Source organism: Onishia taeanensis, assembly GCF_013349955.1.
GTDB classification, from domain to species: Bacteria; Pseudomonadota; Gammaproteobacteria; order Pseudomonadales; family Halomonadaceae; genus Onishia; species Onishia taeanensis_B.
The window spans coordinates 38607-52851 of sequence record NZ_JABVXC010000017.1; the positions used below are offsets into that span (position 1 = coordinate 38607).

13 protein-coding genes and 1 pseudogene are annotated in these 14245 nt (G+C 58.8%); 6 read left to right on the top strand and 8 right to left on the bottom strand.

The window, feature by feature from the left end; translation table 11 throughout:
- Positions 1 to 123: 123 nt before the first annotated feature.
- From HUS66_RS16055 to HUS66_RS16075, 5 genes are all read right to left on the bottom strand, one after another.
- Positions 124 to 732: a transglycosylase SLT domain-containing protein gene (locus tag HUS66_RS16055; protein WP_340162768.1), complete on the bottom strand. Its 609-nt coding sequence runs from the start codon at positions 730 to 732 to the stop codon at positions 124 to 126.
- Complete coding sequence (locus HUS66_RS16060; protein ID WP_175072203.1) at positions 732 to 2450, bottom strand: proline--tRNA ligase; 1719 nt, start codon at positions 2448 to 2450, stop codon at positions 732 to 734. The genes HUS66_RS16055 and HUS66_RS16060 overlap by 1 nt, the downstream gene beginning before the upstream one ends.
- Positions 2451 to 2625: 175 nt before the next feature.
- Positions 2626 to 3624 (bottom strand): N-acetylmuramoyl-L-alanine amidase, encoded by a 999-nt coding sequence (locus tag HUS66_RS16065; RefSeq protein WP_254628873.1) that lies wholly within the window; start codon positions 3622 to 3624, stop codon positions 2626 to 2628.
- Between the two features lie 144 nt (positions 3625 to 3768).
- Complete coding sequence (locus HUS66_RS16070) at positions 3769 to 4548, bottom strand: GGDEF domain-containing protein (RefSeq protein WP_175072204.1); 780 nt, start codon at positions 4546 to 4548, stop codon at positions 3769 to 3771.
- 108 nt (positions 4549 to 4656) lie between these two features.
- Positions 4657 to 6459, bottom strand: a complete 1803-nt coding sequence (locus tag HUS66_RS16075; protein WP_175072205.1) for an ABC transporter transmembrane domain-containing protein — start codon at positions 6457 to 6459, stop codon at positions 4657 to 4659.
- 196 nt (positions 6460 to 6655) lie between these two features.
- Between HUS66_RS16075 and trxC the strand changes: the two genes are divergently transcribed.
- Positions 6656 to 7114 carry a thioredoxin TrxC gene (trxC, locus tag HUS66_RS16080; RefSeq protein WP_175072206.1) on the top strand — a complete coding sequence of 153 codons (459 nt, stop codon included), beginning with the start codon at positions 6656 to 6658 and terminating at the stop codon, positions 7112 to 7114.
- A 269-nt stretch (positions 7115 to 7383) separates the two neighbouring features.
- Positions 7384 to 9261, top strand: coding sequence for a DUF3413 domain-containing protein (locus tag HUS66_RS16085; protein ID WP_175072207.1), 1878 nt, complete (start codon positions 7384 to 7386; stop codon positions 9259 to 9261).
- 139 nt (positions 9262 to 9400) lie between these two features.
- Here the strand turns inward: HUS66_RS16085 and HUS66_RS16090 are convergent, their stop codons facing one another.
- Entirely contained in the window at positions 9401 to 10195 is a 795-nt protein-coding gene (locus tag HUS66_RS16090) for an SDR family oxidoreductase (protein WP_175072208.1), read from the bottom strand.
- Between the two features lie 99 nt (positions 10196 to 10294).
- Here HUS66_RS16090 and HUS66_RS16095 point away from each other — a divergent pair, with 99 nt between their 5' ends.
- Complete coding sequence (locus HUS66_RS16095) at positions 10295 to 10564, top strand: erythromycin esterase family protein (RefSeq protein WP_254628874.1); 270 nt, start codon at positions 10295 to 10297, stop codon at positions 10562 to 10564.
- Positions 10565 to 10761: 197 nt separating this feature from the next.
- Positions 10762 to 11304, top strand: a complete 543-nt coding sequence (locus HUS66_RS16100; protein ID WP_175072209.1) for an Hsp20/alpha crystallin family protein — start codon at positions 10762 to 10764, stop codon at positions 11302 to 11304.
- A gap of 229 nt (positions 11305 to 11533) precedes the next feature.
- Here the strand turns inward: HUS66_RS16100 and HUS66_RS16105 are convergent, their stop codons facing one another.
- The gene (locus tag HUS66_RS16105; RefSeq protein ID WP_175072210.1) at positions 11534 to 12118 is read right to left on the bottom strand and encodes an NAD(P)H-dependent oxidoreductase; all 585 of its coding nucleotides are present in this window, start codon (positions 12116 to 12118) and stop codon (positions 11534 to 11536) included.
- A gap of 159 nt (positions 12119 to 12277) precedes the next feature.
- Positions 12278 to 12394: pseudogene (locus tag HUS66_RS17880) on the bottom strand (nucleoid-associated protein); the annotation flags it as partial.
- Between the two features lie 102 nt (positions 12395 to 12496).
- Here HUS66_RS17880 and HUS66_RS16110 point away from each other — a divergent pair.
- Together HUS66_RS16110 and HUS66_RS16115 are read left to right on the top strand one after the other, a co-directional pair.
- A complete protein-coding gene (locus HUS66_RS16110; protein ID WP_175072211.1) occupies positions 12497 to 13792 on the top strand; it encodes a site-specific integrase in 1296 nt (431 codons plus the stop codon).
- 18 nt (positions 13793 to 13810) lie between these two features.
- Positions 13811 to 14170 (top strand): hypothetical protein, encoded by a 360-nt coding sequence (locus HUS66_RS16115; RefSeq protein WP_175072212.1) that lies wholly within the window; start codon positions 13811 to 13813, stop codon positions 14168 to 14170.
- The last annotated feature ends 75 nt before the right edge of the window (positions 14171 to 14245 follow it).

Below are 14245 nucleotides of genomic sequence, written 5' to 3' on the forward strand. Positions count from 1 at the left end.
CGAGACAGCCAGAGCATCGTTGTGCCTACAACATCGACGCTAACGGCAGCACAAGCTCTAACAACGACACTCATTATTTTCTGATAAAGCGTGATTGCATCAAACCTGGGATAACCGGGCTTATCAAGGCGCCTGCCACCAGTGCCGGCGCCAGGCCTTCATTACCCGTTCAGGGTACCAAGTTTCTCCCCGGCTGCCGTTGTAACGGGCCAGTGCGCGCGTCAGGTCGCCATTTTCCACGGCCAAGTAGTGGGCGAGGATAGTACAGCCATAGCGAAGATTGAGCAGAGGATCGAAGAGGTTATCCTCGGGACGCCCCAGTACCTCGACCCAGAACGGCATTACCTGCATCAAACCCTTGGCACCGGCACTGGAGACGGCATTGGCCCGAAAGGCGCTCTCTACCTGGATCAATGCCATCACAAGGCCAGGTGCCAGTCCCGCCAACCGCGCTTCCTGCTGGACATGATCCAGCAGGCGTGAGCTGCTGGCGGGGTCGTTGATATAGCGGGAAAGCCGTGTCGCCATGGTCGATCGCCATTGGAGGTCGGCCCACCGCTCGATGGCGGGTCGCGGCGCATCGAGTACGCTTTCCAGGGTCTGATGCAAGGGCGCGGAGTACCCCGGACCGGTTTCGGCCCGGGCCAGGCTATCGGCCATCAGCAGTGCCGAGCCCAGAATGGCCAGACTCAGCAGCGCTGTGCGTGGCAGGCGAGGACCGACGACGGGCATCAGCCGATGCGGGAACGCAAGAAATCGACGATGGTGTCGGCAGGCACCATAGTGGCCTCGTCATCGCGACGTCCCTTGTATTCGAGCTCACCCTTGTCGAGACTGCGATCGCCGATGACCAGACGATGGGGAATCCCGATCAGCTCTTGGTCGGCAAACTTGACCCCGGGGCGGATGTCCCGGTCATCGAGCAGCACATCGATGCCCTGTGCCTTCAGCTCGTCGTAGAGGCGTTCGGCGGTCTCGCGCACGCGTTCTGACTTATGGGCGTTCATGGGCACCATGGCCACTTCGAAGGGCGCCAGCGCATCCGGCCAGGTGATGCCAGCGTCGTCATGGTTCTGCTCAATGGCGGAGGCCACCACCCGGGTAACGCCGATGCCGTAGCAGCCCATCCAGGGATGGACGGCCTTGCCGTCGTCGCCAAGCACGGTGGCATTCATGGACTCAGAGTACTTGGTACCCAGCTGGAAAACATGGCCAACCTCGATGCCGCGCTTGATCGCAAGCGTGCCCTGGCCGTCTGGTGAAGGGTCGCCTTCGACGACATTGCGGATGTCGGCGACTTTGGGAAGTGCCAGATCACGCTCCCAGTTGATGCCGAAGTAGTGCTTGTCATCGATATTGGCGCCGGCGCCGAAGTCGCTCATCAGCGCCACGCTGCGGTCGACGATCACCGGCATGTCCAGGTTCACCGGGCCAAGCGAGCCCGGGCCTGCGCCCACGGCGGCACGGATTTCGGCCTCTGTTGCCATGGTCAGCGGGGCCTTGACCTCGGGTAGGTTCTCGGCCTTGATCTCGTTAAGCTCATGGTCGCCACGCACCAGCAGGGCGATCAGGCCACCGGCCTCGGCGTGGACCATCAGCGTCTTGATGGTCTTCTCGATGGCGAGGCCATGCTTTTCGACCAGGGCGGCGATGGTCTTGGTCTCGGGAGTGTCGACCATGCGCAGTTCCTCGCTCGGCGCGGCGGCCTTGGCCTCGCTGCCCAGCGGTGCCGGCAGGGCTTCTGCCTTCTCGATATTGGCGGCATAGTCGGAGGCGGTGGAGAAAACGATATCGTCCTCACCCGAGTCGGCCAGTACGTGGAACTCGTGGGAGCCGGTGCCGCCGATGGAGCCGTTGTCGGCGATCACCGGGCGGAAATCCAGTCCCAGGCGGGTGAAAATGCGCACGTAGGCGTCATACATCGCCTGATAGGTCTCTTTCAGGGAGTCTTCATCGATATGGAAGGAGTAGGCGTCCTTCATGATGAATTCCCGCGAGCGCATCACCCCGAAGCGCGGGCGGATCTCGTCACGGAACTTGGTCTGGATCTGATAGAAGTTCGATGGCAGCTGCTTATAGCTTGAGATCTCTTTGCGCACCAAGTCGGTGATGACTTCCTCGTGGGTTGGTCCCACGCAATAGTCGCGTTCATGGCGATCCTTGAGGCGCAACAGCTCCGGGCCGTACTGCTCCCAACGGCCGGACTCCTGCCAAAGCTCCGCGGGCTGCACGGCCGGCATCAGCACCTCCTGGGCGCCAGCACGATCCATCTCCTCGCGGACGACCCGCTCGACCTTGCGCAGCGTGCGCAGGCCCATCGGCAGCCAAGTGTAGAGCCCCGAGGTCAGGCGGCGAATCATCCCCGCGCGTAGCATCAGCTGATGGCTGATCACTTCGGCGTCGGCGGGCGTTTCCTTGAGGGTGGAGAGCAATAGTTGGCTGGCGCGCATGGGTCCGGCGTTTCCTTGGAATCTTGAACGGGGACCGGCCGGCTTTGTGGCCGGTGGTCGGAGTTACCCGCATTGTACGGTGAAGCCAGAGTGGCGGCAAAAGGCGGCGGCAAAAGGCTTTGTCTAAAAAGTCGACGAGCGCAGTACGTTTCAGACATTGCCTAGTCGGGCCATTCTAGAGAAGCTCATGTCTGGCGAGGCCTGACTCATGTCTGGCGAGGCCTGACGCATTCGCCGGTCCAAAATCAGTGATCCTGTCAGGAACATGACGGGATGTCGTAAGGTTCGCCGCAGGCCATCGGCAAGGTGGTGCAGTGGCAGGACGCACGGATAAGGTCTCGGGGCGATACTCCGCTAACAGTGCCCAGAGGATCGCCATGGATTCGGTATCCGCAAGGCCGCGATAGTCAGTGGGGCGGTAGCGCATCTGGAAGGCTCGCAGAGCCCCCCGGGTGGTGTTATCCAGGACTCCGCTGGGCGTGACCGCAAAGCCCCACTCGGCCAGCGCCCGCTGCAGGCTGCCAAGCGGGAGTGGCGCTTTTTCGAACCGTCGGCGATAGCAGGCGACTCGCGCCGGGTCTGGCCAGGGACCGATCCCCGCGGCGTGAAGGCGCTGCCAGGGAAAAGCCGGGCCTGGGTCGATCTTGCGGGTGGGGGCGATCTCGGCATGACTCACCACCGCGGTAGTTTCAATCCCGTGGCGAGCGATAATGTCCTGAGCCAGCGCGATCAGCGCTGTGATCTGGGCATCGGGGAAGGGCGCCCAACTGGCCTTAAGGCCGGCCTCGATGTCCACAAAGCGATGATCCGGCCCTGTATTGACGACTTCGATGCCAACCGAGGTGTCATTGAGGTTCTCGCGTCCGGCCCAGCTGCTGGCGCCGGCGTGCCAGGCTCGCCGAGTCTCATCGACCAGTTGGTAGACCGGTGGTGGCTTGCCGTTTCGCGGCGGAGGGATCAGGTAATGGCTGCTGACCCTTGGGCCAGTGAGTGTGCGGAGCGAGTCGGCCTCATCAGCATCGGTGTAGTGAATCACCAGAGAACGCACCCGGCTCGAGTGAGAAGTTGCACTATGGCGATGATCGACGCTGTAGCCGTCGCGTTGCTCTACTGCCGGACCCGCGCAGGCGCCAAGCCCCAGGCCAAGCATCAGAATGGCGACGAGCTTGTGCATGACGACTTGGTCTTGGCCAGTGAGCGCTTGAGCATGGCTGTGACCTGGATGACAACGCCTATGAGTCTGGCAGGGGGCTTCATGGGATTCCTCTTGGGCGCCACCGGGGCCAAGGTTTGGCTGAGCTCGGTCCAGTATGCCGCCTCAGGCAGAGACTTTGGAATCCGAGATATTGGTCTGAGTGACAGATCGGCTTATCACTCGGTTGCGGCCGGTTTCCTTGCATTCGTAGAGGCCGGCATCGGCGGTGGCGATGATGTCATCGAGGCTGACCGGTTCGCCGGAATGGGTGACAGCAACGCCGATGCTGACAGTGACCACGTCGGTGACACTGGAGGCCCGGTGCTCGATACCTACCGCTTGCAGCATGCCACGCATGGCCTCGGCAAGGCGCACGGCTTCTTCTTCATCGGCATCGAGCAGCACTACCAGAAACTCCTCGCCGCCCAAGCGCACCACGATATCGGTCTCGCGCCGGAAGGTGTCGCGTAGCACATTGGCGATCTCGACCAGACACTCATCGCCTGCCTGGTGACCGTAGAGATCGTTATATTCCTTGAAGTGATCGACGTCGATCACCAACGCCGAAACAGCGCGCATCCAGCGACGACTGAGGGGCAGAGCGATATCGAGACGTTGTTCCAGCAGTCGGCGGTTGCCAAGCCCGGTTAGCGGGTCCTTGATCGCCTGCTCCTGCAGCTGGAGATTGGCTGCACAGAGGTGATCGACGCGCTGTGCTAGCCGACTCGCCAGCGATCCATGCATGGTCTGGTCGGGTGGCAAGCGCTCTGCGTTGGCGGCCAAGTCCAGAGCGTCGATGTGCGTGATCATCTGCTTCAATGGACGTCGGTAGCGGTGCTCGATCGACCACCAGGCGAGCACTACGACGCTGGCAGGCATGACGATGAGTAGCAAGGTAGACATGAATATCGGCTCGTCCATGACCGTGAGTGACGACGAGGTCGGCTAGTTAGCACAGTTGCTAATATGCAGACCATCGGCTGATATGCTTGTACCTTTAATCACATTTTATTACGTCGCGTCACGCCTTGATAGATCCGTGCTGAATTGCAGGCTCGCGAGCTGCCGGTAGAGTGCGCTGGATTCCAAAAGGCTGGCATGGCTTCCCGATGCAACCAGTTTTCCATGGTCGAACACCAGCAAGCGGTCGGCGGCGATCACCGTCGCCAGGCGATGAGCGATCACTAAGCTGGTGCGTCCTTGCATCAGGCGGTCCAGTGCTTCCTGAACGACGCGTTCACTTTCCGCGTCCAGGGCACTGGTGGCCTCGTCTAGCAGTAGCACACGTGGGTCGCGCAGCAGGGCTCGGGCGATGGCCAGCCGCTGGCGTTGGCCGCCCGATAGCTGCACGCCACCGGGCCCCAGAGGAGTTGCGAAGCCCCTTGGCAGGGCCTCAATAAAGCTTAGAGCGTTGGCATCTCGGGCTGCCTCACGCACTTCCTGAAGGCTCGCCTCTGGATGGCCGTAGCGGATGTTGTCGGCCGCTGAGCCCGAAAAAAGCACTGGCTCCTGCGAAACCAGGCCCAACTGTGCCCTCAGGGTATGGGGATCGAGCTCGCGAAGATCGATACCGTCCAGGGTAAGTCGCCCGGCCTGGGGGTCATAGAAGCGCAACAGCAAGTGAAGCAGTGTGCTCTTGCCGGCGCCAGAAGGTCCCACCAGCGCGACCCGTTCACCGGGGCGGATATGCAGGTCGATACCATTCAGCACTGGAGTAGCGGGACGGTGAGGATAGGCAAAGCGCACTGCCTCGATGCTGATCGCTCCCTCGACCTGGTCGGGCAGCGGTCGTGGCTCGGCCGGAGCCGTGATCATCGGGCGGGCGTCGAGTAATTCCAGCAGGCGTTCGGCGGCGCCGGCGGCACGCTGAACATCCCCGGCAACCTCGGCCAGCGCCGCTACGCCACCAGCGGCCAGCACCGCATAAAAGACAAACGCCGACAGCTCGCCTGCACTCATGTCGCCTGCCAGCACCGCATGGCCCCCTTGCCAGAGCATCAGGCCGACGGCCGTGAAGACCACCAGCATGGCGATACCGGTCAGCCAGGCCCGCTGACGGGTCCGATTGATGGCCGTGCTGAAGGCGGTCTCGACCCGGTTGCCATAGTCGTGTCGGTCGATGTCCTCATGGCCAAAAGCCTGGAGCGTGCGGATGCCGGTCAGCGCCTCACCGGCGTAGCGGCCAAGCTCGGCGACCTGGTCCTGACTCGAGCGCGAAAGACGCCTGACCCGGCCCCCGTACCACAGGATGGGTAACAGCGTCGCAGGAATGCCCAGCAGGACAACCGCTGAGAGCCAGGGCTGGGTGGCCACCATCATGATCACGGCGCCGATCAGCATGAGCAGATTGCGCAACGCCACGGACAGCGACGAGCCGAACAGGCTCTGCAGCACGCTGGTGTCGGCGGTCAACCGCGACTGGATCTCTCCGGCCCCGCCATGACCGGCTTCGCCAGCGATGACCGACGGCTGCTCGAAGAAGGCCGGCTCGAGGGTCAGCAGATGATCGAACACCCGGCGACGAAGGTCACCTGCCAGCCGCTCGCCGATCCAGGTGACCAGGTAATAGCGAAACGCCGAGGCCCCGGCGAGCAGAGCAACGATCACCAGTAAGCCCAGCAAGGCCTGATTGAGGCGCGCAGCATCCTCGGCGATGAAGCCTTGGTCGATGACCATCTTGAGTCCCTGGCCAACCAGTAACACGCTGACCGATGCCACCAGTAGCGCGACAGCGGCCAGTATCAAGCGGGCGCGGTAGGGGCTTAACAACGAAAGCAGGCGAAGCAGGATGCGCGGATGTGGTCGTGATGTCATGGGGATATGTCAGGGCCCTGTTGGAGCTGTAAAAAAGTGGTTGAAGCGTGATGCAAAATAGTGAAAAAAAGCCTCAACGTCGGCGGTAACGCGGCGGGGCGTTGTGCCTTGCAGGCAGCGGGGTGCTTGGCCATATTGCGAACGATTGACCGCTTTCTGGCAATTCACGACTGAATCAATTCTTGGAGGCATCATCATGACTGACTCATCAAAGGACGGATCCGCCGACAGTCTGACACTGGCCTGCCCGCATTGTGCCGCTTTGAACCGGGTGGCGCAGGCTCGGCTGATTCAGGGCCGCTGTGGAAAGTGCAAGCAGGCGCTATTTACCGGCACGCCCGTCGAACTCAACGGCGCCAATTTCAATGCCCTCGTCAATCGCAGCGATCTGCCGGTGGTGGTGGATTTTTGGGCAGACTGGTGCGGGCCCTGCAAAGCGATGGCACCGATCTTCGCCCAGCTGGCCGGCGAGCTGGAACCGCGTATGCGCTTCGCGAAGCTGGATACCGATGCCGAACAGGCACTGGCCGGGCGCTTCAACATCCGCAGTATCCCCACCCTGGCGGTGTTCCGTCACGGCCAGGAAGTCGCCCGCCAGGCCGGTGTCATGCAGGGGCCGCACCTGAAACAGTGGTTGGCCCCGCACCTTCTGTGATACGTGCCTGTCAATAAATCTCGGCGCTGAACGGTGACGCCGATAACGGAACGCAGCATGGGGAACCTGAGTGCTTGATGAGCTTGCTATTCCACTCACCTGACAATAGCAGGCTGGATATAATACGAAGGTAGTGATGGCGTCATGGGTTGGCTCAGCGATGCAATCCGGTTAATATTAGCACGCTAACTGTTTGCTTGCAGTGATTCAGCCGTCAATGCGGCGGTCACTGCGAGCCGTGCTTCTGCTGTCATTTCCGGTTTGCCATCATGCGCTCTACTCTCTTTCTCCGCTGGCGCTGGATAGGTGCCTGGACCTTGGCCAATATGCTGCTGGCCTGGTCGATCGCCAGTCGCTACGTCGACTACATCGAACCCAGCGGCCTAGCTCAGTGGAGCTACCTCGGGCTGGTGTTCCTGGGCCATATCTCGATGCTGGTATGGCTGGGTGCGCTGCCGCTGTTCGTGCTCGCTCCCTTGGTGCGAGGGCGGGTGATGTGGCTGTTAGGTACGCTTTGGGCCAGTTCGCTGCAGTTGCTGCTGCTGCTCGATACCCTGGTCTACGATCAATACCGTTTCCACCTGAGCGGCTTCATCCTCGATCTGTTGGTCAACGCCGGAGGAGATGTCTTTCGCTTCTCCTGGGTGGCTATCTCGATGACCTTGGCCGGGATTCTGGGCATGCTGGTGCTGCAGGGCCTTCTTGGGCGGTTGCTCAAGAAACCTAGTGCCGGTGGGGCCAGCCGAATCGCCTTTGTGCTGACCTTTCTGGCGCTGCTGGGCGTGCATGGCTGGCATGCCTGGGCGGATGCGTTCTATGACCAGAAGATCACCGCCATGACCCGCCATTTTCCGCTCTTCTATCCGGCAACGGCCAAGCGGTTCTTTATCGAGCAGGGCTGGGTCGACGCACAGGAAGTCCGCGATAACGTCAAACTGGGCGCCTCGACCCAGGCCAGCCGAGGCCTCAATTATCCTCTAGCGCCCCTCGCGTGTCGTGCGAGCGAATCGCCGGATAATGTCATGCTGGTGGTGGTCGATACCCTGCGTCATGATATGCTCAACCCCACAGTGATGCCGAATCTATACCGCTACGCCCAGAGCCCGGGCTGGATCAATGCGTCAGAGCATTTCAGCGGCGGCAACTCCACCAAGGCGGGGATTTTCAGCCTCTTCTATGGGCTGCCGGTGAACTACTGGGATGCCTTCACGGCTAGCCAGCAGCCGCCAGTGTTGCTGGACACCCTCGAGTCCCAGGATTACCGCTTCAAGGTGTTGTCGTCGGCTACCCTGGTCAGTCCTGCCTTTGACCGCAACGTGTTCTCGGGGCTCGATGATGTCTCCCTTAAGCCTGCCGAGGGCGAGCCCTGGGAGCGGGATCAACAGATCACCGAGGATTGGTTGGCGTGGATCTCAGGCAATGAAAAGGGTGCTGGCCAAAGCAGTGACCAAGGTGGCGAGCCAGGCAATGGTCAACGGCCGTTCTTCGGCTTCCTGTTCTTCGATGCCGTCCATGGATATAGCAGCCCGCCTGATTTTCCGCGTTTCACGCCCTACTGGGAGACCGTCAACCATTTGGCGCTGGGGCCCGACTTCGATGCCGAGCCATACTTCAATCGCTATCGCACTGCGGCCCACTATGTGGATCAACAGCTCGGTCGAGTGCTGGATGACCTGAAGGCGCGGGGGATTCTCGACAACACGGCGGTGGTCATCACCGCGGATCACGGCGAGTCCTTCAACGAGCATGGCAAGAACTACTGGGGACACGGCAGCAACTATTCTCGTGAACAGGTCGAGGTGCCCTTGGTGATGCATCTGCCAGGGCATTCGGGAGGCAAGATCGACTACCGTACACAGCATGCCGATATTGCACCGACCCTGCTCGAAGAGGTGCTGGGCTGTGAGGCTGCCCCACAGCGCTATACGCTGGGCCATAACCTGATCAAAGGTCCCTCTTCGAGGGACTGGATGCTCTCTGGCAGCTACATGGGTTACGGCATTCTGCTGCCGGATCGCCAGGTGGATGTCGAGCCGACTGGGCGCTTCCAGGTGTACGACTATCAGATGCAGCCGCTCAATGCGGCTGGTCCCGGCGCGTCGACGTCCCAGGAGGTTCTGAAGGCGCTGTCACGCTTTTATCGCTAAGTGCTTGTTCGCTAAGTGCTTGTAGAGCAGGTTTCGTTGCAGAGAGGAGGGCGCCACGCTATCGCGCCCTTTCTTATGAGCGGGCATCTAGAGAGGCTGCTGGACGGGGCGGGGGCTCGGTTGGGAGTCGAGGCCAAGCCTAGTCGGCATAGATCATCTTTCGCGTCATGCCGCCGTCGACCACGAAGTTCTGGCCGGTGATGAACCCCGCCTCGTCGGAGAGCAGAAAGGCGACCATAGAGGCAATGTCACGGGGTTCGCCGACCCGCCCAGCCGGATGTTGCGCGTGGTCTTCGGCACTCAGTTCGGCGGTCTGGCGACGCGAGGGTTTTTGCCATTCGCCGACCTCGATCCATCCTGGGCTGATGGCATTGACGCGCACCCTTGGGGCAAGGCTCATCGCCAAGGCATGCGTCAGCGCCACGATACCGCCTTTGCTGGCGGCATAGGCCTCGGTGTCGGGTTCGGATTGTAGGGCCCGGGTCGAGGCGATGTTGACGATCACCCCCTGACTGGCACGCAGAGCCTGCGCCGCATGCTTGGCAGTCAGAAAGGCGCCGGTCAGGCTGGTGTCGAGCACCTTGTGCCAGGTCTCGAGCGTCAAGGATTCGACAGGCCCCTGGAAGGGATCGGCGAGGGCGGCATTGTTGATCACTCCATCGAGCCGCCCGTAGCGGGCCAGGGTTTCCGCAAGGCTGGCCTTGACCTGGTCCTCATTGGTCACATCGACCTGCTGGAAGCTCAGAGCCTCAGGGTCGCCTGGAACCGCCTGTCCCTTCACGCATTCGCCCAGCTCGGCCAGGCAGGCCTCGCCGGCCTCCCGGTCGAGATCGGCGATCACCACCCGGTAGCCCCGCGACAACAGCCCAAGCGCCATGCCCCGGCCGATGCCCTGGGCACCGCCCGTGATGTAGACCACCTTGGCGCTGTTCATCGTTTGCCCTCCCTTCGCTCACTATCATTTCGCATGGCTGTACCCTGCGGCGTGCCTGCCGACAAAGCAAGTGCGTGACCCATATCAAGGATCAATCAGTTGCCTGGCCGCGGCGGCATCGAGCGCGACCAGACTCAAGGAATGCGTGGGGGAGAGGCAGAGCCGCTCAACGCGACATCGCTCGAGCGCGCCATCGGCGTGATCTATCGCCCGGAGACCGAGCGGGGCAGCCACTACTTTCGCGCCTCGCTGGCCAGGCAGTTCGATGCCATCTTTCACCTTGATGAGACGACTGCGGTGGAGCCCTTCGACACCGGCGGGCCATGGCGCACGGAAGAGGTGCCAGAGACCTATCCTTCCGGCCTGTGAGTCACACGACTGATGGCTGGCGAGACAAGGCATGAAAGCGCTCGTTTGTAATGGCTCTTAGGCGCTCATGCCGGCGACTGAATTTGTGCTCATGTCCCGTGGCCCCCGTCGCTTTCTTGATGCGCGTCAATGAGTCGTTGCGGGGGCCTGACTATCTTTTCTGACGGGTATTGGTTCACTCATCAGGAGGGCACATCATGGCCCGCAAAAACGTCAAGCATATCAATCCCTCCAGCGCTGCAGTCCAAAAGGGACCAACCGAGCCGAACCAGTCGCTGGTACAACCCCAGAATCAGGCGTTGAGCCCGTTTCAAGAAATGGAACGCATGTTCGACAAGATGTTCGAGCGAGGCTGGATGCCATCGATGTGGCGCCGCGAACATCCGCGATGGTCGGGCCTAGGTGCGCTGGAGCCACAGGACTTGCCGAAGGTCGACGTCATCGACCGGGACGCCGAACTGCTCGTCAAGGCGGAGCTACCCGGCATCAAGCGCGAGGACCTGGACATCTCCGTCACCGAAGACAGCGTGACGATCAAGGGTGAGAGCAAGCAGGAAACCAAGGAGGAGACCGGCGAGTATTATCGCAGCGAGATTTCACGAAAGAGCTACTACCGGACCCTGGCGCTACCCTGTGATGTCGACACCGACCGGGTCGAGGCCAGCTTCAGCGATGGCGTGCTTGAACTGACCCTGCCCAAGCAGAAGGAAGCCAATCGGCGCAAGGTCGAGGTCAAGTAGCGCTCCAAGCGCTCATTCAGTAGATACGGCGAGCGGCAAACCCTGCTCGCCGGTTTTCCGTGCGCCTTCAATAGCGTCAATCTCCGATGTCCTGCCTGTGACGCCGCCCATAACTGGCGTTGCATGCCTCTGGCGAGGCCTGGTGTGTTGAGAACCGAATCTGTAGGCGCCGGTGCTGGCGCGGCTGTACTGCTAAAACAGGCGATTCCAGTAATGTACGCAGCGCGTGCTATTGGGCGATCTTGCCCAGTTCCAGCAGTTTGCGAAACCAGGCCTGGCGGGTCTTGTCGCTCATCGTCTCGACGCTGCCGACCAGGGTCTCGCGTATAGGCGCAAAGCCGACGAAGCCGAGGATGTTACGCTCCAGCGCTTTGACGCTGTGAGCCCGGAAGAAGTGACGATAGACCAGTGCTGGCATGCCCATGGTCACGATGATTCGTGCCGAGCGGCCCGTTAGGCCCTTCTTGCCAAGCGGATTATTGTCCTGATACTGGAAGGCGAACCCCGGGCGCGCCACCTGCTCGAGAAACCCCTTGACCAGTGCGGGCATGCCGCCGAGCCACAGCGGGAAGATCAGCACCAGGTGCTGGGCCCACTTGAACTCCTGTTGGGCGGCCTCCAGCGTGGGCGGCAGGGCTTCATGCTGCCATTCCTGCTGGCTTTTAAGCAGCGGGAAATCAAGTGCTGCAATGCTGATCTGGTGCACGTCATGCCCCGCTGAATCCGCCCCTTCCCGGTAATGGTCGGCCAGCGCATGGCAAAGGTGCGGCTGAGTAGTGTCCGGATGTCCCTGGACGATCAGAATACGGCTCATTGTATCCCCTTGGCTGGCTTCTCCTCTGGCTTCCATATCTGGAAGACCAGGCTGCGCCAAGGCGCAGGCACTGCATAAAGGGTAGCCAACCTCGCGCTGGGCGGCGCTGGATTGGAGGAAAGATGCGCCTGTTTTTCAGGCCCCGTGCCGCGGTGGCCCTTACTTCTGCTTCAGCTGGTCGCGAAGCTGGTTGGGCACTTTCTTGATGATCAGCCGATCCTGATCGGCGTCGTATTCGACGCTTGAGCCGAGAAGGTGTGAATCGAAGCTGATCGAGTCTAACCTTGATAGGATAATAGGTAAGTTACTGTTAATGAATGGTTTTACTGCTCTCCAACTACCAGAAATCTTGATAGGTGGTACAAGGAGACAGTCAAAATGGCGTACCTGATGAAGGATAGGCACCAGACCTATTACCTGAGAATCGTTCTCAATAAGAATCAGCAAGCCCAATTCGGACGAAAGGAGTACAGACGCTCCCTCAGTACGAAATCGAAGAGAGAGGCCAACAGGCGGCTTCCTGAAGCGTTCATGGAGGCAATGAGGATGCTGTCCTGTGCATCTCTGCCAAGGGGAGGGCACCAAGTACCTGTTGAGGTATCTCAAAAGCCCCTGCTAAGCGATCTCTTCAAAGCCTACAAACGACACCTCACGTTGATGGGCTATCAAGGAAGAACCGTAGATGGGAAAGACCCTGTCCTTAATATCCTATTCAAGATAATAGGTGATAAGCAGGTGGACTTGTATACACGAGACGATGTTCGCTTGCTACAAGATACCCTGTTGAAGTTTCCTCCAAGGTTTCAAAGGCAGTTGACTAAGGGAATGTCAGTAAAGCAGGTGGTCAACCTCAATAAGGGTGGTAGCACTATAAGCACTGTAACCTTCAATAATTACATGGCTATGTATATTGCAGTTTTTAACCATGCTATTAAGGAAGGGTATATAGAAAACAATCCATTCAGGAAGACACGGATACACCAGAAAAGGTTGAAGTCTTCTTACAGGGAAGCTTTCAGTGATAGTGATCTTCAAAAGATATTTTCCTATGTAGAAGGAAAGGTAGACATAGGAGAAAGGAAGTACAAAGATGCTTCAAAGAATATCTTAAGGGCTGATAGGTACTGGCTAACGTACCTTGGCTATTACACCTCAGCCAGATTGAATGAGCTAGCACAGCTTTACACCAGTGACGTTTACAAGATAGAGGGTACATGGTGTATTCATATAAGAGCAGGAAATGAATATCAGAGGCTAAAGAACCTTAATAGTGAAAGACTGATACCAATACACCATGACTTGATGGCTTTAGGGTTCTTGGATTATGTGAACAAACATGATGGGCATTTGTTCCCAATGCTTAAATACTCAAAAGAGTACGGGTATGGTGCCAAAGTGTCTACATGGTTCACTGTTTTGTTAAGAAAGCTAGAGATTAGCCAAGGGAAAAGGCTCTCATACCACTCCTTTAGGCATACTGGTGCCAATATACTGAAGCAAAAAGGTACTGAGTCCCATCTAGTTGCAGCACTGTTAGGGCACTCAACGGGAACTATTACTTACGATAGGTACGGTAAAGCTTTATCTCCAAAGGTTCTTGTTGATGTTGTTAACAGCATTCCATCAATAAGAGATGGCTTTACCAATGTTGATACTGCTGCTATTTTTGAATAAAAGACAATGGAGGTCGTGATGTCAATTACTGAATGCATAGAATGTAATGGTAAGGTAAGCACTACTGCAAAGGCATGTCCCCATTGCGGTGCGGAAGATTACAAAGAAAATGCCTATTTTAGTTTTGTGTATAATGTAGTCGAGAATGGGTCTAAATATTTTCCTGCACCTATGATGGGAGTGATAGGTTACACCATGATTGTAGCTTACATATGGGTATTACTAAACATACCATTTATAGTGGCAGTTGCTGTAGAGTTCACCAAAGAAGCTGTTGCATTGCCTAATGTTATCTATAAATGGTCTTCTTGGGTGATTGATATCTATGTTGATTTCTACATAGCAATATACGATCTTCTGTTGAAGATGCTTTTCTGATTACCTCCTAAGCCCTGCAATTTTCATTGTGGGGCTTTTTTATTGGTTTTTATCCCATCAAGTTCCTACCTTAGA

Coding starts and splice junctions, on each gene's coding strand:
- HUS66_RS16105 (WP_175072210.1), bottom strand. CDS start 12,118: ATGAGCCGTATTCTGATCGTCCAGGGACATCCGGACACTACTCAGCCG.
- HUS66_RS16085 (WP_175072207.1), top strand. CDS start 7,384: ATGCGCTCTACTCTCTTTCTCCGCTGGCGCTGGATAGGTGCCTGGACC.
- HUS66_RS16060 (WP_175072203.1), bottom strand. CDS start 2,450: ATGCGCGCCAGCCAACTATTGCTCTCCACCCTCAAGGAAACGCCCGCC.
- HUS66_RS16070 (WP_175072204.1), bottom strand. CDS start 4,548: ATGTCTACCTTGCTACTCATCGTCATGCCTGCCAGCGTCGTAGTGCTC.
- HUS66_RS16100 (WP_175072209.1), top strand. CDS start 10,762: ATGGCCCGCAAAAACGTCAAGCATATCAATCCCTCCAGCGCTGCAGTC.
- trxC (WP_175072206.1), top strand. CDS start 6,656: ATGACTGACTCATCAAAGGACGGATCCGCCGACAGTCTGACACTGGCC.
- HUS66_RS16110 (WP_175072211.1), top strand. CDS start 12,497: ATGGCGTACCTGATGAAGGATAGGCACCAGACCTATTACCTGAGAATC.
- HUS66_RS16115 (WP_175072212.1), top strand. CDS start 13,811: ATGTCAATTACTGAATGCATAGAATGTAATGGTAAGGTAAGCACTACT.
- HUS66_RS16055 (WP_340162768.1), bottom strand. CDS start 732: ATGCCCGTCGTCGGTCCTCGCCTGCCACGCACAGCGCTGCTGAGTCTG.
- HUS66_RS16065 (WP_254628873.1), bottom strand. CDS start 3,624: ATGCACAAGCTCGTCGCCATTCTGATGCTTGGCCTGGGGCTTGGCGCC.
- HUS66_RS16075 (WP_175072205.1), bottom strand. CDS start 6,459: ATGACATCACGACCACATCCGCGCATCCTGCTTCGCCTGCTTTCGTTG.
- HUS66_RS16090 (WP_175072208.1), bottom strand. CDS start 10,195: ATGAACAGCGCCAAGGTGGTCTACATCACGGGCGGTGCCCAGGGCATC.